Annotated in this window: 21 protein-coding genes; 14 read left to right on the top strand and 7 right to left on the bottom strand. The window is 68.1% G+C overall.

Annotated features, from left to right (window positions below; all coding sequences use genetic code 11):
- Positions 1-33: 33 nt before the first annotated feature.
- Both CHRYSEO8AT_RS11205 and CHRYSEO8AT_RS11200 read left to right on the top strand, forming a co-directional pair.
- Positions 34-279, top strand: a complete 246-nt coding sequence (locus CHRYSEO8AT_RS11205; RefSeq protein WP_017505336.1) for a DUF4170 domain-containing protein — start codon at positions 34-36, stop codon at positions 277-279.
- A gap of 78 nt (positions 280-357) precedes the next feature.
- Positions 358-570, top strand: a complete 213-nt coding sequence (locus tag CHRYSEO8AT_RS11200; RefSeq protein ID WP_159850024.1) for a hypothetical protein — start codon at positions 358-360, stop codon at positions 568-570.
- 5 nt (positions 571-575) lie between these two features.
- Here the strand turns inward: CHRYSEO8AT_RS11200 and CHRYSEO8AT_RS11195 are convergent, their stop codons facing one another.
- Positions 576-1,241 (bottom strand): tyrosine-protein phosphatase, encoded by a 666-nt coding sequence (locus CHRYSEO8AT_RS11195; protein WP_159850022.1) that lies wholly within the window; start codon positions 1,239-1,241, stop codon positions 576-578.
- An 80-nt stretch (positions 1,242-1,321) separates the two neighbouring features.
- Between CHRYSEO8AT_RS11195 and CHRYSEO8AT_RS11190 the strand changes: the two genes are divergently transcribed.
- From CHRYSEO8AT_RS11190 to lpxK, 4 genes are read left to right on the top strand one after another with little or no spacing between them, the layout of a single operon-like run.
- A complete protein-coding gene (locus CHRYSEO8AT_RS11190) occupies positions 1,322-3,151 on the top strand; it encodes an ABC transporter ATP-binding protein (protein ID WP_159850020.1) in 1,830 nt (609 codons plus the stop codon).
- On the top strand, positions 3,148-3,831 hold the full coding sequence (locus CHRYSEO8AT_RS11185; protein WP_159850018.1) for a lysophospholipid acyltransferase family protein: 684 nt from the start codon (positions 3,148-3,150) through the stop codon (positions 3,829-3,831). Before CHRYSEO8AT_RS11190 ends, CHRYSEO8AT_RS11185 begins: the two co-directional genes overlap by 4 nt.
- Complete coding sequence (locus tag CHRYSEO8AT_RS11180) at positions 3,828-5,120, top strand: 3-deoxy-D-manno-octulosonic acid transferase (protein WP_159850016.1); 1,293 nt, start codon at positions 3,828-3,830, stop codon at positions 5,118-5,120. Before CHRYSEO8AT_RS11185 ends, CHRYSEO8AT_RS11180 begins: the two co-directional genes overlap by 4 nt.
- A complete protein-coding gene (lpxK, locus tag CHRYSEO8AT_RS11175; protein ID WP_159850014.1) occupies positions 5,117-6,133 on the top strand; it encodes a tetraacyldisaccharide 4'-kinase in 1,017 nt (338 codons plus the stop codon). Before CHRYSEO8AT_RS11180 ends, lpxK begins: the two co-directional genes overlap by 4 nt.
- Here the strand turns inward: lpxK and CHRYSEO8AT_RS11170 are convergent.
- Positions 6,118-7,443, bottom strand: coding sequence for an amidohydrolase family protein (locus tag CHRYSEO8AT_RS11170; RefSeq protein ID WP_159850012.1), 1,326 nt, complete (start codon positions 7,441-7,443; stop codon positions 6,118-6,120). The genes lpxK and CHRYSEO8AT_RS11170 overlap by 16 nt on opposite strands.
- Positions 7,444-7,599: 156 nt before the next feature.
- Here CHRYSEO8AT_RS11170 and CHRYSEO8AT_RS11165 point away from each other — a divergent pair, with 156 nt between their 5' ends.
- Positions 7,600-8,250 carry a murein L,D-transpeptidase catalytic domain family protein gene (locus CHRYSEO8AT_RS11165; RefSeq protein WP_236547516.1) on the top strand — a complete coding sequence of 217 codons (651 nt, stop codon included), beginning with the start codon at positions 7,600-7,602 and terminating at the stop codon, positions 8,248-8,250.
- Positions 8,251-8,253: 3 nt separating this feature from the next.
- Here the strand turns inward: CHRYSEO8AT_RS11165 and CHRYSEO8AT_RS11160 are convergent, their stop codons facing one another.
- The 5 genes from CHRYSEO8AT_RS11160 to CHRYSEO8AT_RS11140 form a co-directional block, all read right to left on the bottom strand.
- Positions 8,254-8,562, bottom strand: coding sequence for a type II toxin-antitoxin system RelE/ParE family toxin (locus CHRYSEO8AT_RS11160; protein WP_236547515.1), 309 nt, complete (start codon positions 8,560-8,562; stop codon positions 8,254-8,256).
- A complete protein-coding gene (locus CHRYSEO8AT_RS11155) occupies positions 8,520-8,711 on the bottom strand; it encodes a CopG family transcriptional regulator (RefSeq protein WP_135195096.1) in 192 nt (63 codons plus the stop codon). Before CHRYSEO8AT_RS11155 ends, CHRYSEO8AT_RS11160 begins: the two co-directional genes overlap by 43 nt.
- A 32-nt stretch (positions 8,712-8,743) precedes the next feature.
- Complete coding sequence (purD, locus tag CHRYSEO8AT_RS11150; RefSeq protein WP_159850008.1) at positions 8,744-10,018, bottom strand: phosphoribosylamine--glycine ligase; 1,275 nt, start codon at positions 10,016-10,018, stop codon at positions 8,744-8,746.
- Between the two features lie 62 nt (positions 10,019-10,080).
- A complete protein-coding gene (locus tag CHRYSEO8AT_RS11145; RefSeq protein WP_159850005.1) occupies positions 10,081-10,509 on the bottom strand; it encodes a hypothetical protein in 429 nt (142 codons plus the stop codon).
- Positions 10,510-10,524: 15 nt separating this feature from the next.
- Positions 10,525-10,686, bottom strand: a complete 162-nt coding sequence (locus tag CHRYSEO8AT_RS11140) for a hypothetical protein (protein ID WP_201304416.1) — start codon at positions 10,684-10,686, stop codon at positions 10,525-10,527.
- Between the two features lie 64 nt (positions 10,687-10,750).
- Here CHRYSEO8AT_RS11140 and xseA point away from each other — a divergent pair, with 64 nt between their 5' ends.
- From xseA to CHRYSEO8AT_RS11105, 7 genes are all read left to right on the top strand, one after another.
- On the top strand, positions 10,751-12,346 hold the full coding sequence (xseA, locus tag CHRYSEO8AT_RS11135; protein WP_159850003.1) for an exodeoxyribonuclease VII large subunit: 1,596 nt from the start codon (positions 10,751-10,753) through the stop codon (positions 12,344-12,346).
- A gap of 52 nt (positions 12,347-12,398) precedes the next feature.
- On the top strand, positions 12,399-12,884 hold the full coding sequence (gene lspA / locus CHRYSEO8AT_RS11130; RefSeq protein ID WP_159850001.1) for a signal peptidase II: 486 nt from the start codon (positions 12,399-12,401) through the stop codon (positions 12,882-12,884).
- Positions 12,885-13,054: 170 nt separating this feature from the next.
- Entirely contained in the window at positions 13,055-13,621 is a 567-nt protein-coding gene (locus CHRYSEO8AT_RS11125; RefSeq protein WP_159849999.1) for a DUF3035 domain-containing protein, read from the top strand.
- 74 nt (positions 13,622-13,695) lie between these two features.
- Positions 13,696-14,139 carry a PaaI family thioesterase gene (locus CHRYSEO8AT_RS11120; RefSeq protein WP_159849997.1) on the top strand — a complete coding sequence of 148 codons (444 nt, stop codon included), beginning with the start codon at positions 13,696-13,698 and terminating at the stop codon, positions 14,137-14,139.
- 110 nt (positions 14,140-14,249) lie between these two features.
- Positions 14,250-14,930: a Tat pathway signal sequence domain protein gene (locus tag CHRYSEO8AT_RS11115; protein WP_159849995.1), complete on the top strand. Its 681-nt coding sequence runs from the start codon at positions 14,250-14,252 to the stop codon at positions 14,928-14,930.
- Entirely contained in the window at positions 14,931-16,733 is a 1,803-nt protein-coding gene (argS, locus tag CHRYSEO8AT_RS11110) for an arginine--tRNA ligase (protein ID WP_159849993.1), read from the top strand.
- Positions 16,734-16,746: 13 nt separating this feature from the next.
- Positions 16,747-17,778 carry an adenosine deaminase gene (locus tag CHRYSEO8AT_RS11105; protein WP_370514238.1) on the top strand — a complete coding sequence of 344 codons (1,032 nt, stop codon included), beginning with the start codon at positions 16,747-16,749 and terminating at the stop codon, positions 17,776-17,778.
- Positions 17,779-17,939: the final 161 nt, after the last annotated feature.

Genomic DNA, 17,939 nt, shown 5'->3' with positions numbered 1-17,939 from the left:
CCCTGCCTTCGGGCCCAGCCTTCAGGATTTTCGATGACCGATCAGAACGCCGTCCCGCCGCAACTTCTGCACATCGTCATCGGCGGCGAGCTTCGTCACCTGGGCGAGCCGACGTTCCGCGATCTGTCGCAAGTCGAATTCGTCGGCGCCTTCGGCAGCTATGACGAGGCCAAGAAGGCCTGGAAGGCCCGCGCCCAGGCGACCGTGGACAATGCCCACATGCGCTATTTCATCCTGCACGCCCACAAGCTGATCGATCCGCGCGGCGACGCGGCCTAAAAATCGGGCCTGAGTGCGACATCGGGGAGCCGAACCGGCTCCCCGATCCAGACGTTAGGCGTGGATGCGAGGACGATCATGAACCTGGAACCGCAACAGACCTTTCAACTGGTCAGCCTGCTGGCGGTGCTGGGGCTGTTCTGCTTTTCGCTGCGCGACAAGATGAACTATGCGCGGTGGTTCAAGCGTTGGGAGGCTGATCGCAAGGCGCGGCGCGACGCCGAACTGGCGGCCGAGGCGCGCGCGAACGGCGAAGGCGGCGAGGAACCTAAGGCTGGCCCCTGGGGCTGAGCTCCCTACTCCCGCCGCAGCAGCTTGTCAGTCAGCAGCGTGCCCCACCAGCCGGCCTTGAACTCGGCGCGGATGGCCTTGGGGTCGTAGTCGGGGCTGTCGACCCAGTCGATGAAGCTGATGCCTCGAGGTTCGATCTCGGCGACGTATTTCTCCAGCGTATAGTCGAGCACGCCAGTCAGACCTTCGCGCGAGTGGAGGTATTTCTTGGACAGCTGTTTCATGGCGATGGAGATCGGCTCGCCCAGGTGGAAGTGGCGATAAAAGACCGCCATCATCCCGGCCCGATCCGCCCCGGACTTGCAGTGGATCAACACCGGATACTGGATCGTCTTGAACAGCTCACGCGCGCGGTGGATGCGCACCGTCTCGGGCGGATCGCGCGAATCGAGCGGGGCGTCGATCAGGGTCAGGCCCAGCCGTTCGCAGGCCTCGCGCTCCAGCCAGTAATAGCCCTCATCCCGCTCGCCGCGCAGGTTGATGACCGTCTTGACGCCCCTGGATTTCCAGTAGGCCAGCTGGCGCGGCGAGGGCTGGTTGGTGCGCACAAGGTCCGGCCCCAGCCAGTGGGCATTGGAAAACGCCAGGCGCAGAAACGCGTGGTCGGCCCAGAAATAATGCCAATGCGCCCGAAAACGGCCCATCGCGGTCGAGAGGTCGAAGCGCGCCATGCCCGCCAGATAGCGATCCTGAGCCGCCGCGTCACCTGTCCCGGCTTGACTTGAACCGCAAGCCGTCCGACCGAGAGCCGATGACCGTCGCCGCCTCAGAGACCATGCCCCTGCGCGCCCTGCTGGCGCGGATCTGGCGCGACTATCTGTCCAAGCACAAGGGATCGCTGATCCTGTCGGTGCTGTGCGCGGCGGCGACCGGCCTGCTGACGGCGGCCTTGTTGAAGCTGCTGCAGCCGGCGATCAATGGGCTGTTCCTCAACGGGACTGAGCCGATCAGCCTGTTCGGCGTCGTCAGCTTTTCGCCGGACAAGGCGCTGATCTGGATCCCCGCCGCGATTCTGACGGTGGCCCTGGTGCGCACGCTGGCGGCCTTGGGGCAGGCCGCCTTGGTCAACCGTTTGGGCCACAGCATCGTCGGCGACATCCAGATCCGGCTGTTCGGGGCCATGATCCGCGCCGACTTGGCCCGGCTGCGCAGCCAGCATTCCGGCGGCTTCGTTTCGTCTGTGCTGTTCGACGCTAATATGGTGCGCGAGGCCTTCACCTCGGGCTTGGTCAACTACACCCAGAACCTGCTGACCCTGATCGCGGTGCTGACCTTTATGGTCTTCATCGACTGGCAGCTGACCATGGTCGTGCTGCTGGGGGTGCCGCTGGTGGCGCTGGTGCTGCGCCGGTTCGGTCGCAAGACACGCAAGGCCGCGGTGGGCGCCATGGCCGAGACTGAGAACCTGTCCACCGCCCTGATGGAGAACCTGGACGGGGTTCGCCTGATCAAGATCGAGAACCGCGAGGCGGCCGAACAGGACCGTGTCGCCGAGGTGGTGGCGCGACGCCAGCGCCATGTGATCAAGGGCGCCAACGCCCGCGCCTTCGCCGGTCCGTCCAGCGATATGGTCGCCTATGTCGTCGTCGCCGCCGTCATGGCCTATGCCGGATGGCGCGCACAGTCGGACGAGATGACCGTGGGCGGGTTCGCCGCCTTCATCGGCATGCTGCTGGCCGCGGGGCAAGCCCTGCGCCAGGTGACCAATCTGGCGACGGTGATGAGCGAGGGCTTAACCGCCGCGCGTCGCCTGTTCGGCGCCCTGGACATAGAGGCCGAGATCCGTGAAGCCCCCGACGCTGCGCCCCTAGCCGCCGGGCCGGTCGAGGTGGTGCTGGATCAGGTGTCGTTCGCCTACGCCCCCGGCGGGGAGCCGACGCTGAGCGCCGTGTCGCTTCGTGTCGCGCCGGGCGAGACGGTGGCCCTGGTCGGGCCGTCGGGCGGGGGCAAGAGCACGATCCTGAGCCTGCTGCCGCGCTTCTATGATGTGACGGGCGGGGCGGTGACGATCAACGGCGCCGACGTGCGAAGCCTGCGCATCCACGACCTGCGCGACCATATCGCCCTGGTGACGCAGGAGCCCTTCCTGTTCGACGACACCATCGCCGCCAACATCGCCTATGGCCGGCCGGGCGCGACTCAAGCCCAGATCGAAGAGGCCGCAAGGTCCGCCGCCGCCCACGACTTCATCACCGCCTTGCCGCAAGGCTACGATACCCGCGCCGGCGAGGCGGGCCTGCGCCTGTCGGGCGGTCAGCGCCAGCGGATCGCCATCGCCCGCGCCTTCGTCAAGGACGCGCCCATCCTGTTGCTGGACGAGGCGACCAGCGCGCTCGACACCGAGAGCGAGGCCCTGGTCCAGGCGGCGCTGGAGCGGCTGATGCAGGGCCGCGCCACCCTGATGATCGCCCACCGTCTGTCGACCGTTCGCAACGCCGACCGCATCTATGTGATCGAGGCCGGCCGCGTGGTCGAGGAAGGGTCGCACGACGCCCTGGTCGCCAAGGGCGGCCTCTATTCCCGCCTGGCCCGCCAGCAGTCGCTGGACGGCGCCTCGCCCACGGTCGAGACCGTCGCGTGAGGCCGTTTCGCAATCCCGTCGTCCAGTCCGCCTTGGCCTGGACCCTGGCGCAGTGGATGCGGTTCTGCATCAAGACCATCCGTTGGACGCACGAGAACCAACCGGTCGCAGAAAAGGTGTGGGATCAGGGGGGCGGCGTTCTGTGCGTCTTCTGGCATTCGCGCATCGCCCTGGCCCCGGCGTGCTGGCCGCTGGTTAGGGCGCAACCGGCCAAGGCCCTGATCTCCCTGTCCGCAGACGGCGAGTTCATCGCCAAGGCCGTGGCGCGTCAGGGTTTCCCCGCGGTGCGCGGGTCGTCCGCCAACAAGGACAAGGCCGCTGCGGCCAAGGGCGGAGCGCAGGCCCTGCGGGACGGGCTGAAACAGTTGAAGGTCGGCGCCCTGGCCATCACGCCCGATGGGCCGCGCGGCCCCGTGAACGTCATGGCCGAGGGCCTGCCGCTGATGGCGAAACTGTCCAAGGCGCCGGCGCTGTTCATCGGCATGTCGTGCAGCCCGGCGATCCGGCTGAAGAGCTGGGATCGGGCTTTGCTGCCTCTCCCGTTCGGCAAGGGCGCCGTCGTCTGGGACCGCGCCGACTATCCCGAGGGTGCCGACATGGCCGCCGTCCTCGCCGACTGGACCGCGCGACTGAACGCCGTCGAGGCGCGGGCCGATGCGATCACGGGCCTGAAACCGTGACGCCTTTGCCGCTGATCGCCTATCGGCTCGCGACCCGCGCGCTGGAGCCGCTGGCGCCCCGCCTGCTGGACGCGCGCGCGCGGCGGGGCAAGGAAGACCCGGTGCGCGTGGACGAAAGGATGGGCTTCACCCGCGCCGAACGACCGGCCGGCGATCTGGTCTGGCTGCACGGCGTCAGCGTGGGCGAGAGCCTGTCGCTGCTGCCTGTGGTCGAGCGGTTCGTGAAGGCGCGGCCGGACCTGACCGTGCTGGTCACCTCCAGCACCGTGACCTCGGCGCACATCCTGGCCGAGCGACTGCCGGTGGGGGTGATCCATCAGTATGCGCCGGTCGATGCGCCGGGCGTGGTCGCACGGTTTCTGGATCACTGGCGGCCAAGTCTTGCGGTGTTCGTCGAGAGCGAGCTGTGGCCCAATCTGTTGCTGGAGGCGCAGCGGCGCGGCGTGAAACTGGCTCTGGTCAGCGCGCGGATCACCGAGAAGACGGTCGAGGGCTGGGCGCGGTTTCCGGCCTCGGCGCGGGCGCTGACCGGCGCCTTCGATCTGGTCCTGCCCCAGGATGGGGCCTCGGCCCAACGGTTGGAGAGCATGGGCGCGCGCATCGACGGCCTGGTGAACCTGAAGCTGTCGGGCGAGCCTTTGCCGCATGACCCGGCGGCCTTCAGCCGCGTGTCCGCCGCCATCGGCGACCGGCCGGTGATCGTCGCCGCCAGCACCCATGAGGGCGAGGAAGTCGCCATCGTGCGGGCGCTGGACCGGCTGGGCGACCGCGTCTGTCTGATCCTGACGCCGCGCCATCCCGAGCGGGGGCCGCACATCGCCCAGGCCCTGCAGCGCGAGGGATACGCCTTCGCCATGCGCTCGCGCGGCGAGACCATCGGGCCGGACACCGACATCTATCTGGCCGATACGCTGAACGAGATGGGCCTGTTCCTACGGCTGGCGGACGTGGTCGTGATGGGCGGCTCGTTTGCGCCCGCCATCGGCCTGCCGCCGGTCGGGGGGCACAATCCGCTGGAGCCGGCGCGACTGGGACGACCAACGATCACAGGGCCGGATGCGTCGAACTGGGCTCCGGTGACCTCCGCACTGTCCGAAGCGGGCGGGCTGGTGCTGGTTCAAGCGCCGTCGGACCTGCCGGGCGTGATCGAGCCGCTGCTGGCGGACCTGAACGTGGCCAAGGCCATGGGCGAGCGCGGACGCCGTGCGGCGGTCGAGGCCGGGGGCGGGCTGGAGCGGCTGTGGGCGCTGCTGTCCCCGCTGACGCCGCAGAGGCAGGCCCGGGGATGAAGCTGAACACCCCGCGCTGGTGGTACATCCGCGACAGCAATCACGCCCGGATGACGCGCACGGCGTTGAAACCGCTGGGCTGGATCTGGGCCGCCGTGACGGCGCGCCGGATCACGCGGACGGTTCCGGTCGATCCCGGCTGTGCGGTGATCTCGGTCGGCAATCTGACGGTGGGTGGATCGGGCAAGACGCCGGTGGCGCGCGAGACCCTGCGGCTGCTGCGCGCAGCGGGGGTTGAGGCGCAAGGCCTGTCGCGCGGCTATGGCGGGCGGCTGGAAGGTCCCGTGCGGGTCGATTCTCAAATCCATACGGCCGAGGATGTCGGGGACGAGCCGCTGATGCTGGCGCAGGCGTCGCCGGTCTGGATCGCGCGGGATCGCGTGGCGGGCGCCCGGTCTGCGGTCGCGGGCGGGGCGCAGGCTCTGGTGCTGGACGACGGCCATCAGAACCCGGCCCTGAAGAAAACCGTCAGCCTGATCGTCGTGGACGGCGAGACGCGCGGCGACGAATGGCCGTTCGGGGACGGATCGGTCTTCCCCTCAGGCCCGATGCGCGAGCCGTTGAAGGCGGGGCTGGCGCGCGCCGACGCCGTGGTGGTCATGCTGCCGACCGATGTCGAGGACGCCGATCCCGAACTGCTGGCGGTGTTCGACGCCCTGCCCATCTTCGTCGCGCGCCTGACGCCCGAGGGTTCGCCGCCGTCGGGGCCTCAGGTCGGGTTCGCCGGTATCGCCAAGCCGTGGAAGGTCGAGCGGTCGTTGAAGGCGGCGGGTTGCGACCTAGCGGATTTCGTCCCCTTCCCCGACCATGCGGCCTACAGCGCGGGAGACATGAAGTTCCTAACCGAACGCGCTGCCGTTTTTGATGCCGGCCTAGTCACCACGGAAAAGGATTGGGTCCGGTTGACGCCCGGCCAGCGCGCGCATGTCACGGCCTGGCCGGTCGTCGCCCGGTTTGAGGATGAGGCGGCTTTCGCCGCATTCCTGACCTCTAGGATTCAGTCGGCGCGATAGACCACGCCGGACTTCATCACGAACTTCATCCGCTCCAGCTCGGTCACGTCCGACAGCGGATCGCCCGTCACGGCGACGATGTCGGCGGGCATGCCCGGTGCGATCTTGCCGGCCTCGTTCGAAATCCTCAGGTGTTCGGCGGCGCCGACCGTGGCGGCCTGGATGGCTTCCAGTGGCGTCAGGCCGGCGCGGACCAGAAGCGCGAACTCCTGAGCGTTGTCGCCGTGGGCCGAGACGCCCGAGTCGGTGCCGAAGGCGATCTTCACTCCGCCCTCATGCGCGCGACGCGCCATATCTAGCATCTTGGGACCGGCCTCCAGCGCCTTGGCCGTCTGGGCGGGGGTGAAGAAGTTGTCCGGACCGGAGGCGACGCGGGCGACGAAATCGCCAGCCAGCAGCGTCGGGATCAGCCAGGCGCCGTTCGACTTGAACAGGCGGATCGACTGGTCGTCCAGATAGGTGCCGTGCTCGATGGAATCGCCGCCCGCCCGCAGGAAGGCGTTGATGCCGTCGACGCCGTGGGCATGCGCCGTCACCTGACGACCCATGCGGTGGGCGCTCTCGACGATGGCGGTCAGTTCGGGATCGCTGAACTGCTGGTTCAGGCCGGCGGCGGTGTTGGACAGGACGCCGCCCGTCGCGGTGATCTTGATGATGTCGGCGCCCGCGCGAACCTGGGTGCGGACGGCGCGCATGCAGTCCTCTGGCCCCGAACAGATGCTCTCGGACGAGAGCAGATGCATGACGTCTTCGCGATAGCCGTTGATGTCGCCATGACCGCCGTGGATCGAGACCGACGATCCCGCCGCAATGATGCGCGGTCCGGGCACGTCGCCGGTCTTCACCGCATTTCTGAGAGCGAAAATCGCTTCGTTCGAGGCGCCCAGGTCGGCCACGGTCGTGAAGCCGGCCATCAGGGTGCGGCGGGCGTAGCGAGCGCCGACCATGGCCTTGTCCGCATCGGACAGGGTGACCTGTTCCAGCCGCCCATTCGGATTCTGCTGGCTGGTCAGATGGACGTGGCTGTCGATCAGTCCCGGCAGTACGAAGGCCTGTCGCAGGTCAACGATAGTGCCCTGAGATGCGTCGCCGACGAAGCCGTCGCGCACTTCGACGACCTGGTTCCCTCTGATCACGAGAGTTTTATCGCGCTGCACAACGCCGTTCGACGGGTCGGCCAGCAACCTTCCGGCCTCGACGAACGTTGTCGTGGGTTCGGACGAAACCCCAACGCCTGTGGGGCTTTGCTGGGCCTCAGCGCTCATGGCCGACGCCATCAGCGCCGCCAATGCGATTCCGAAACGCTTCATCGTTTTCTCCCCGCGACACGTTGGCCGCAAAAATGCCCCACAAGGCTCAGGTTGCCTCGCCCGTAACCAACTGAAACAAACACGCCTCAAGACCAACCGCAACGAGGGCGTCGCATGCGGCTATCGAGACGAGGGCTAATTCTGGGTGGATCGGCCATGCTGGCGGGATGCGCCAGCGCAAGCGCCACGGCGCCGCTGACCACGGCTCAGACCGGAGCCCCAATCGCGATGCCGCAGGTCGGATTGCCGACGATCCAGACCGCTGCCCTGACGCCTCCGCCGCTGGATCCCCGCGGTCACGTGCGCAAGGAACTGATGGAGCGCGCCATGACCGCGCTGGACACCCATCACCGCCACCTGCCGCTGCGCGACCGGATGTATCTGGTCGATTTCAAGAAATTCTCGGGCGAGGAACGCCTGTACGAAGTCGATCTGGTCGCCGGCGAGGTCAAGGTCCTGCGCACCTGCCACGGTCGCGGGTCCGATCCGGCCCACACCGGCTTTGCCCAGCGATTCTCGAACACGCCGGATTCCAACATGTCCTCGGTCGGCGCCTACGCCACCGCCGGCGCCAACTGGGGTTCACAGCAGGGGCCGAACGTCCTGCTGGACGGACTGGAATACTCCAACGACAAGGCGCGCGAGCGGGCCATCATCATCCACGGCGCTGACTATGCCGACCCGGACTTCCTTGCGCGCGAAGGCAAGCTGGGCCGCAGCTACGGATGCTTCTCGGTCGCCCACACCGACCTGCCAGGCTTGCGCGAACGCATGGGCGAAGGCCGGCTGCTGTTCGCGGCGGCGTAAAGTTTAACGCTCAGGCCGTCGGGCTGAATGGCGGATGGTGACGACCTCCACCCGATCCGGCAGGATTGCGTAGCGGATCAGGTAAGGCTTCACGAGGGTCAGCTCGCGCGTTCCATGAATGGCGGGCCGCCCTCTGTCTGCAAAATGCGCCAGGCTCTCGGCAGCGGCCTTCAATCGAATGAAAAAACGCGCTGCGGCGGCGGGGTTGAAGTCGGCGATATAGAGGCTGATGTCCTCAAGATCGCTCAGCGCCTGGTCCGTCCAGACGACTAGCCGCATTTCGGCCGGGGCAGCGGATTGGCCGTCGACCATGACTCGACCCAACGCATGACGGTTTCGTTGTCGACGACCCGTCCTGCCGCTGCGTCCGCCAGACCCCGCAAGGTTGCGGCCTCGTCCGCCGCGTCATCAGGCGTCGAGAACAGGTCTTCGTCGTCGTGATCGATTGCAGGATCAGCCATGGATTAACTCCTACCACACCCCGCCGATACGGTCAGCCCCGCTCCAGCGCGCGCCAGCCGATGTCGGAGCGGTTGAAGCCGCCGGGCCAGTCGATCTTGCGGATCGCGTCATAGGCGCGCTCGCGGGCCTGGGCGATGTCGTCGCCCTCGGCGCAGACGTTCAGGACGCGACCGCCCGAGGCGGCCAGAAGCCCGTCGTCGCGACGCTTGGTCCCGGCGTGGAAGACCTGGACGTGAGGGCCGAAATCCTGATCGGCGCCGCGGATGATCGAACCTTCCAGCGGGCTGTCGGGATAGCCCTTGGCGGCCATGACCACGCAGATCACCGTTTGAGGCTTGAAGGCCGGCGAGGCCAGGCCAGCGACATCGCCGCGCGCGCAGCCCAGCAGATAGGGGACGATGTCGCCCGCCATCCGCATCATCAGCACCTGGCATTCCGGGTCGCCGAAACGGGCGTTGAACTCGACCACCTTGGGGCCTTCGTCGGTCGCCATCAGACCGGCATAGAGGACGCCGCGATAGGGCGCGCCCTCCTCGGCCATCTTGCGGATGGTCGGCTGGACGATCAGGTCGTCGGCCTGCTGCACCAGGTCGGGCGTGAAGACGGGAGCGGGCGAATAGGCGCCCATGCCGCCGGTGTTCGGCCCCAGATCGCCGTCGAAGGCGCGCTTGTGGTCCTGAGCGCCGCCGAACAGCAGGGCGCGCTGACCGTCGCACAGGGCGAACAGCGACCCCTCCTCGCCGTCCATGAACTCCTCGATCACGACGGGGGCGCCGGCCGCGCCGAAACGGCCGCCCAGCATGCGCTCGATCTCGGCCTCGGCGTCGGGGCGGTCGGGGCTGATGGCCACACCCTTGCCGGCGGCCAGGCCGTCGGCCTTGATGACATAGGGCGGCTTGAACACGTCCAGCGCGGCCTTGGCGTCCTTGACGGTGTCATAGACGCCGTAACCGGCGGTGGGGATTTCGTGGCGTTCGAGGAAGGCCTTGGAGAAGGCCTTGGAGGTTTCCAGCTGCGCCGCCTTGGCCGTGGGGCCGAAGCAGGGGATGCTCGCCGAGGCCAGACGGTCAGCCAGACCAGCGGCCAGCGCCACCTCGGGTCCGACCACGACCAGGTCGGCCTTGATCTCACGCGCCAGTGCCGCCAGGCCGTCGGCGTCATCGACCTTGATGGCGCGAAGCTCGCACAGCTTCTCGATGCCGGGGTTGCCGGGCGCGGCGACCAGGCGCGTGACGAGCGGCGACTGGGCGATCTTCCAGGCCAGGGCGTGTTCGCGGCCGCCCGATCCGACGAGAAGAATGTTCATGAGACCGGGCAATGACCGGCCGTCGCCGGCCGGTCAAGCACCCGTCAGATTTAACGCTGCATTCAACGTGCGGGTGGGGTCCAGGCCGGCAGGGCCTGAAGCTGGCCCGGCGTCAGATCGGTGACCAGATCCCTGTCGCCGTTACGGTCGATAGGGGCCACGTCGGCGACCGGCACCAGCACCTTCATGTCGCCCGGCCCCTCAAGCTCGACCACAAGATGGGTCAGGGCGCCAGAGGCGTCCAGCACCAGGGTTTCGACATCGCCCAGATCGGCGTTGGCGTGCGAATACAGGTCCGCGTCCTCCAACTGGTCGCGGTTCATGTTGAAGGCCAGGGCGGCGTTCGTCGCCGCCGTGTCGGCCTGCTGTTCCGGCAGGGCGACCGGGGCCGCGCCCGGCGCGGGGGCCTGAACGAAATCGTCGTCGCGATCCGAACAGGCGGCGACGGCGCCCAGGCAGAGGACGGTGGCAAGGGAGACAAGACGGTTCATACGTTTCCTGACGAACTAGAGCAGGGCCGAGAGGACATAGACGCCCAGACCCAACAGAATGATGCAGCCGATGATCAACCACGGGCTCATGGCGCCGCCGCCTCCGGCACGGCGCGAGAGATCGCGCTCATGCGGGTCCTGGTCGGACGGATCGGTTCCTTGCGGGTCGGCGGCCATGAAAGTCGAACGGCGCGGCGCGCACGGCGTTCCCGCGCGGATCGACGCAGGCTAAGGTGAACCCATGAGCGACGACTCCTATGTGTTCGAGGGACCGGCAGAGGCCCCTGCCCCGCGCGACAACAATCCGCCCCTGTCGATCTCGGAGCTGTCCTTTGCGCTGAAGCGCACGCTGGAGGACCGGTTCGGCCATGTGCGGCTGCGCGGCGAGATCTCCAAGGTCAACCGCCACGCCTCGGGCCACATCTATCTGACGCTGAAGGACGACAAGTCCGCCATCGACGGCGTGGTGTGGAAGGGATCGGCGCGGGGCCTGGGCGTGCAGCCCGAGGCCGGGCTGGAGGTCATCGTCACCGGCAAGATCACTTCCTATCCGGCGCGGTCGTCCTATCAGATCGTGATCGAGAGCATGGAGGCGGCCGGCGCCGGCGCCCTGCTGGCCCAGTTGGAGCGGCTGAAGCTTCGGCTACGCGAAGAAGGCCTGTTCGAGCCGGGCCGCAAGAAGGCCCTGCCCGCCTTCCCCGCCGTCATCGGCGTGATTACCAGCCCGACCGGCGCCGTGATCCGCGACGTGCTGCACCGGATCGCCGAACGCTGGCCCTGCCGCGTGATCGTCTGGCCGGCGGTGGTCCAGGGCGAGGCGGCGTGCGGCCAGGTGTCGAACGCCATTCGCGGCTTCGACGCAATGACGCCGGACGGGCCGATCCCGCGCCCGGACCTGCTGATCGTCGCGCGGGGCGGCGGGTCGGTCGAGGACCTGTGGTGTTTCAACGACGAAGGCCTGGCCCGCACGGTGGCGGCGGCGCGCATCCCCATCATCTCGGCCGTGGGGCACGAGACGGACACGACCCTGATCGACTTCGTCTCGGATCGCAGGGCGCCGACGCCGACCGGCGCGGCGGAAATGGCGACGCCGGTTCTGGCGGACCTGCGCTACGCCGTCGCCGACATGGACCGGCGCATGGTTCAGGCAGGCGGTCGGCTGATCGAGGATCGGCGCACGCGCCTGCGGGCCGTGGCGCGCGGCCTGCCGGCGCGGCCGGAGGATCTGCTGGCCCTGGCGCAGCAGCGGCTGGATCACGCGGCCAGCCGCCTCGGATCGGGCCTGCAACGCAACGTCGCCTTGCACGAGCGGCATCTGGCGGTGACGGGCGGCAAACTGAGCCCGGCCCTGCTGCGCACACGGATCGAGCGGGGTCAGGATCGGTTGCGCGGCGCGGGCGATAGGCTGGGAGCGGCCCTTCAAGCCGGCGTGGCAAGGGGCGAGCGGCGGCTGCTTCAGGTCTCCGCCCGCCTGTCGCCCGAACCGCTGCACCGGCGGCTGGATCAGCGCGAGGCTCGGCTTGCGGCCGTCGGCGCGCGGCTTGACGGCGTCATGCCGCGTCGGCTGGAGCGGGACGCCGACCGTCTGGCGGCTCTGTCGCGGGCGCTGACGACGCTGGATCCCGGCCGGCCCAAGCCCGGCTTCGCCCGCGTCGAGGATTCGGACGGCGGCTGGATCACCTCGGCCCGGGCGCTGGAGGCGGGTCAGGCCGTCCGGCTGGTGTTCGGCGACGGGTCTCAACCCGCAACCATCGACGGCGGCGAACCCCGCCCGGCGTCGCCGCGTCCGATCGTCAAGCCAAAGCCGCCGGCGGCCGGTCAGGGCAGTCTGTTCTGAAGCGCGCCGTTTTCCGCTTCGCCCCGGCGCCGCTTCCTGCTAACCGCGCCCCATGAAGATCACGCGCCTCGCCGTCACCGCCTATGTGTTCGCCCTCCTGATCATCGTCCTGGATCAGTTGACCAAGGCCTGGATCATCAGCGGCGTGATGCTGCACGAGGTCGGGCGCGTCCCCGTCCTGCCGCCGATCCTGAACTTCAGCTGGGTCGAGAACACCGGCGTCAGCTTTGGCCTGTTCGGCGGGGGCGAAGCGCGCTGGGGCCTGGCGATCTTTTCCATCGTCGTCTCGGCAGGCCTGGCCTGGTGGGCTACGCAGTCGAACCGTCGCCTGCTGATCACCGCCATCGGCTTCGTCATGGGCGGGGCGCTGGGCAATGTGATCGACCGTATCCGCTTCGGCTATGTCGTCGACTTCATCGACTTCTCGGGCACGGGCGTCTTCCCTTGGGTGTTCAACGTCGCCGACAGCGCCATCACCATCGGCGTGGTCCTGTTGATTCTGGACAGCCTGCTGTCAGACAAGCCCGCGAAAGCCTGAACCGGCTTTCCATTTTTCGAGCCTGATTCACGGCCTCGGCGGGATCGCCGCCTCGGCCGATCAGGCTCCGAGGTTGGCGTAGCCCCTGAAAAGTCGTAATCACCCCGTCTTCACTATGCCAACAACGCCGTTGCGGCGTTTCGTGCATCAGCCGACCAGAGCCTGAAACCATGCGTATCCGCAGTGTCGCCGTCCTGACCCTCGTCGCCTCCTCCGCCCTGGCCGTCTCGGCCTGCGGCAGCCTGAAACAGGGCATCGGCCTGACCAAGGTCGTGCCGGACGAGTTCGTCACCGTCTCCACCGCCCCGCTCAGCATCCCGCCCGAGTACGGCCTGCGTCCGCCCGCACCCGGCCAGCCGCGCCCGCAGGAACTGGCCCCGGAAAGCGCCGCGCGTCAGATCCTTCTGGGTCAGCGCCAGGCCGTCACCCGCACGCCGGGCGAGCAGGTTCTGGTGGCCCAGGCCGGCGGCGAACAGGCCGATCCCCTGGCCCGCTATGTCGTCGACGACGAGTTCGGCGACCTGGCGCACAAGGACGAAAGCTTCGCCAACCGCCTGATGTTCTGGCGCAAGGACGACGCCTCGACCCAAGCCCCCACCACGCGTCAGACCGCCGAAGGCCAGAAGACTATCGACGCCACGACCGAGGCCGCCCGCCTCCAGGCCCTGACCGGCGGCCAGCAGGCCATCACGATCCAGCCGCGCCGCAGCGGCGGCTTCAAACTGCCCGGCCTGTAAGACCGCAGACGACGGACGCTTGCCACAGCAGCGTCCGTCCTTATTGTAAACGGACCTGATCAGGAGCCGTTTGCATGACCGACACGCTCGATATCGCCGCCATGTCCGGGGTCGAGCAGCTTCGCCTGGGCCTGACCGGCGGCTTCATCGCGCCCATCGCCCGCACCGTCGGTTTCGAACTGACCGAGGTCGAGGAAGGCCGTGTCGTCTTCGAGGCCATCCCCACCACGGCCGTCTATAATCCGCTGGGCAGCGTGCACGGCGGCTGGATCGCCACCGTGCTGGATTCGGCCTGCGGCTGCGTGGTCCATTCGACGCTGCGGCCAGGCCAGACCTATACGACGCTTGAGCTGAAGACCGTCTTTCACAAGGCGCTGAGCGCAGGCACGCCCGTTCGGGCCGAGGGGCGGATCGTTCAGGCCGGCCGCCGCGCCGCCTTCGCCGAGGCCGATCTGCGCGGGCTGGATGGCAAGCTGTACGCCACCGCGACCTCGACCTGTCTGGTGATGGAGCGCTGACAGGCCAGCAAGCGTTTGCCGCGCCTCGCTTTAGCCGCTATCAGCGGCGAGCGTTGATGATCGGCCGCCGATCATCGTGCGCCCTCTCTCGCTGTCGGAAAAATAAGCTGATGCGTCGCGTGTTCACCGCCCTGGCCGCCCTCTCGATTGCGGCCTCCGTCCTGCCTGTCGCCGCCGAGGCTCAAACGTCTCAACGCCAGCGCGGCGGACAACAACAGCCGGCCTCGGGCGAGCAAGCCGCTCCCAGCCGCGCGCCGCGCATCGCCCCCTTGCGTCGCCGCGCCAACGCCGGCCCCTGCCCCTATGTGAAGATCCTCTACGACGCCGCCCGCTACGTCGAGCTGGAGGGCGGCCGCGCCGCCATTTCCAACGTCGGCTACACCGGCGAGATCGAAGGCATTTCGTCGGACTGCGAATATCGCGAGGCCGATCCGATTCGCGTGGACATTGGCATGCTGTTCCAACTGGGCCGCGGGCCTCAGGCGACCAGCGACCAGCGCACCTATCGCTACTGGGTCGCCGTGACCGAGCGCAACAGCGCCATCCTGTCCAAGGAATATTTCGACCTGCCGGTGAACTTCGCCGGTCAGCGCACCGCCTCGGTCAACGAGGAACGCACCATCGTCATCCCCCGCGCCGGCGTGGACACCAGCGGCGGCAACTTCGAGATCCTGGTCGGTTTCGACGTGACGCCGGAGATGGCCGAGTTCAACCGCTCGGGCAGCCGCTTCCGCGTCAACGCCGGCACGACGCCCGCCGCGCCCGCACCCGCCGCCGCACCGAGCGAATAAATGGCTGATTTGAAGACCGTCCTCAGCGAAGCGGTCGCCGCCGCCTTCGCCGCCGAAGGCGTGGATGCGGCCCTGGCGCGCGTCACGCCGTCGGACCGCCCCGACCTGGCCGACTTCCAGTCGAACGGCGCCTTGGCCGCCGCCAAGGCGCTGAAGGCCAATCCGCGCGAACTGGCGACGAAGATCGCCGACCGCCTGACGGCCGATCCGCGCTTCACCTCGGTCGAGGTGGCGGGGCCAGGCTTCATCAATCTGAAGCTCTCTGACGCGCTTCTGTCCGAACGCGCCGCCGAGGTCTCGGCCGACGCCGAGCACGCCGGCGCCGCCGCCGTCGCCGATCCGCGCAAGGTGGTGATTGATTTCGGCGGTCCGAACGTGGCCAAGCCGATGCACGTCGGCCACCTGCGCAGCGCCATCATTGGCGAGAGCCTGAAGCGGCTGTTCCGCTTCCGGGGCGACCACGTCACCGGCGACGCCCACTTCGGCGACTGGGGCTTCCAGATGGGCCTGCTGATCACAGCCTGCGGCGACGAAGGCCTGGCTGAAGGCTTCATGGCCGAGAGCGACGGTCCCTTCCCGGCCGACAGTCCCGTGACCCTGGCCGACCTGGACCGGCTGTATCCGCTGGCGGCAGGCAAGGCCAAGGAAGACCCCGCCTTCCGCGACCGCGCCCGCAAGGCGACGGCGGAGCTGCAGAACGGGCGTCCCGGCTACCGCGCGCTTTGGCAGCATTTCGTGGCCGTCAGCCGCGAGGCGCTGAAGCGTGAATACGGCGACCTTTCGGTCGATTTCGACCTGTGGAACGGCGAGAGCGACGCCGACCCCCAGATGCCGGAAATGCTGGCGCATTTGAAGGCGACCGGCCTGCTGGTCGAGGACGACGGCGCCCAGGTGGTCCATGTCGCCAAGCCGGGCGAAACCCGCAAGAAGAAGCTGGCCGACGGCTCGGTGATCGAGGCGCCGTCGCCTCCGCCTCTGCTGGTCATCAGCTCGGAAGGCTCGGCCATGTACGGCACGACCGACCTGGCCACGATCCTGGACCGCAAGAAGGCTCTGTCGCCCGACCTGGCCCTCTATGTCGTCGACGAACGCCAGGCCGAGCATTTCGAACAGGTGTTCCGCGCCGCTTACCTGGCCGGCTACGCCGAACCGGGCGCGCTTGAGCATCTGGGCTTCGGCACCATGAACGGCCAGGACGGCAAACCCTTCAAGACCCGCGCGGGCGGGGTGCTGAAACTGCGCGACCTGATCGATCAGGCGACGGACAAGGCGCGCGAGCGTCTGCACGAGGCCAAGCTTGGCGACGACCTGTCGCCTCAAGAATTCGAAGCTATCGCGCACAAGGTGGCCATCGCCGCCCTCAAGTTCGCCGACCTGTCGAACGCGCGCACCACCAGCTACGTCTTCGACCTCGACCGGTTCATGAGCTTCGAGGGCAAGACCGGCCCCTATCTGCTGTACCAGTCGGTCCGCATCAAATCCCTGCTGCGCAAGGGCGCCGAACAGGGACTGACGCCCGGCGCCATCGTGATCGCCGAACCGGCCGAACGCGACCTGGCCCTGACGCTGGACGCATTCAGCACCGCCGTGTCCGACGCCTACGACAAGCGGATGCCGCACCTGGTGGCCGAGCACGCCTATCGCGTGGCGCAGTCGTTCTCGAAATTCTACGCCGCCTGCCCCGTCCTGATCGCGCCTGACGAGGCGACCAAACGTTCGCGTCTGGCCCTGTCGGCGGCGGCGCTGCGCCAGCTGGAAATCGCGCTGAACCTACTGGGAATCGACACGCCGGAGCGGATGTAGGTTAGACTGGGCGATGTCCTCCCGGAGATCGCCCATGTCGCTCGACACCTATATCGCCGGCCTGCCCAAGGCTGAACTGCACCTGCACATCGAAGGCTCGCTGGAGCCGGAACTGATGTTCGAACTGGCGCAGCGCAACGGTGTGTCCATCCCCTACGACAGCGTCGAGGCGGTCCGGGCCGCCTATGATTTCTCGAACCTGCAAGACTTCCTGGACATCTACTACGCCGGGGCCGCCGTCCTGCTGACCCGCAAGGATTTCGAGGATCTGGCCTTCGCCTATTTCCAGCGGGCGGCCGCCGACAATGTGCGGCACGCCGAGATCTTCTTCGATCCCCAGACCCATACCGACCGGGGCGTGCCGTTCGGCGTCGTGGTCGAGGGGCTGATCGCGGGCATGGACCGGGCCAAGGCGGAACTGGGCGTCAGTTCAGGCCTGATTCTCAGCTTCCTGCGTCACCTGACCGAGGACGAGGCTTTCGCGACGCTGGAGGCGGCCAAGCCCTATCTGCATCATTTCATCGGCGTGGGGCTGGATTCGTCGGAGGTCGGTCATCCGCCGTCCAAGTTCCAGCGCGTCTTCGCCGCCGCCCGCGACCTGGGCCTGAAACTGTGCGCCCACGCCGGCGAGGAGGGTCCGCCGGCCTATGTCCACGAGGCGCTGGACCTGCTGAACATCGACCGGATGGACCACGGCAATCGGTCTATGGAGGACGAGGCCCTGGTCGAGCGGCTGGCGCGCGAGCAGATGACCCTGACCGTCTGCCCGCTGTCGAATTTGAAACTGTGTGTCGTCGACGATCTGAAGGATCACCCCGTGCCCGAAATGCTGCGCCGGGGCCTGCACGTCACCCTGAACTCGGACGACCCGTCCTATTTCGGCGGATACGTGAACGACAACTACAGCCGGCTGGCGGCGGCGGTCGGCCTGACGAAGGATCAGGTGACGCTGCTGGCGCGCAACAGTTTCGAGGGGTCGTTCCTGAGCGAGGCGGAGAAGGCTGCTCGGGTCGCCGAGGTGGAAGCCTACGCTGCCGCCCACTAATTCTACTTTCGTCATCCTCCGGCAAGCCGCGCGGCGGCGCTGACCGGCGGAGCCAGCGGCGCCGAAGGCGATGCGTCCGCCGCACGATGTGTGGAGCGTCTCGTTCGCGCTCACGCGCGCCCCTAGATCCCCCGGTCTCGCTGCGCTCGCCGGAGGATGAC

It is taken from the genome of Brevundimonas sp. G8, from assembly GCF_902506205.1.
In the GTDB taxonomy this organism is placed as follows: domain Bacteria; phylum Pseudomonadota; class Alphaproteobacteria; order Caulobacterales; family Caulobacteraceae; genus Brevundimonas.
The sequence above is the reverse complement of the archived record's forward strand: the minus strand, read 5'-3'. Positions and strand labels throughout refer to the sequence as shown.

Coding starts and splice junctions, on each gene's coding strand:
- CHRYSEO8AT_RS11205 (WP_017505336.1), top strand. CDS start 34: ATGACCGATCAGAACGCCGTCCCGCCGCAACTTCTGCACATCGTCATC.
- CHRYSEO8AT_RS11200 (WP_159850024.1), top strand. CDS start 358: ATGAACCTGGAACCGCAACAGACCTTTCAACTGGTCAGCCTGCTGGCG.
- CHRYSEO8AT_RS11195 (WP_159850022.1), bottom strand. CDS start 1,241: ATGGCGCGCTTCGACCTCTCGACCGCGATGGGCCGTTTTCGGGCGCAT.
- CHRYSEO8AT_RS11190 (WP_159850020.1), top strand. CDS start 1,322: ATGACCGTCGCCGCCTCAGAGACCATGCCCCTGCGCGCCCTGCTGGCG.
- lpxK (WP_159850014.1), top strand. CDS start 5,117: ATGAAGCTGAACACCCCGCGCTGGTGGTACATCCGCGACAGCAATCAC.
- CHRYSEO8AT_RS11170 (WP_159850012.1), bottom strand. CDS start 7,443: ATGAAGCGTTTCGGAATCGCATTGGCGGCGCTGATGGCGTCGGCCATG.
- CHRYSEO8AT_RS11165 (WP_236547516.1), top strand. CDS start 7,600: ATGCTGGCGGGATGCGCCAGCGCAAGCGCCACGGCGCCGCTGACCACG.
- CHRYSEO8AT_RS11160 (WP_236547515.1), bottom strand. CDS start 8,562: ATGGTCGACGGCCAATCCGCTGCCCCGGCCGAAATGCGGCTAGTCGTC.
- CHRYSEO8AT_RS11155 (WP_135195096.1), bottom strand. CDS start 8,711: ATGGCTGATCCTGCAATCGATCACGACGACGAAGACCTGTTCTCGACG.
- purD (WP_159850008.1), bottom strand. CDS start 10,018: ATGAACATTCTTCTCGTCGGATCGGGCGGCCGCGAACACGCCCTGGCC.
- CHRYSEO8AT_RS11145 (WP_159850005.1), bottom strand. CDS start 10,509: ATGAACCGTCTTGTCTCCCTTGCCACCGTCCTCTGCCTGGGCGCCGTC.
- CHRYSEO8AT_RS11140 (WP_201304416.1), bottom strand. CDS start 10,686: ATGGCCGCCGACCCGCAAGGAACCGATCCGTCCGACCAGGACCCGCAT.
- xseA (WP_159850003.1), top strand. CDS start 10,751: ATGAGCGACGACTCCTATGTGTTCGAGGGACCGGCAGAGGCCCCTGCC.
- lspA (WP_159850001.1), top strand. CDS start 12,399: ATGAAGATCACGCGCCTCGCCGTCACCGCCTATGTGTTCGCCCTCCTG.
- CHRYSEO8AT_RS11125 (WP_159849999.1), top strand. CDS start 13,055: ATGCGTATCCGCAGTGTCGCCGTCCTGACCCTCGTCGCCTCCTCCGCC.
- CHRYSEO8AT_RS11120 (WP_159849997.1), top strand. CDS start 13,696: ATGACCGACACGCTCGATATCGCCGCCATGTCCGGGGTCGAGCAGCTT.
- CHRYSEO8AT_RS11115 (WP_159849995.1), top strand. CDS start 14,250: ATGCGTCGCGTGTTCACCGCCCTGGCCGCCCTCTCGATTGCGGCCTCC.
- argS (WP_159849993.1), top strand. CDS start 14,931: ATGGCTGATTTGAAGACCGTCCTCAGCGAAGCGGTCGCCGCCGCCTTC.
- CHRYSEO8AT_RS11105 (WP_370514238.1), top strand. CDS start 16,747: ATGTCCTCCCGGAGATCGCCCATGTCGCTCGACACCTATATCGCCGGC.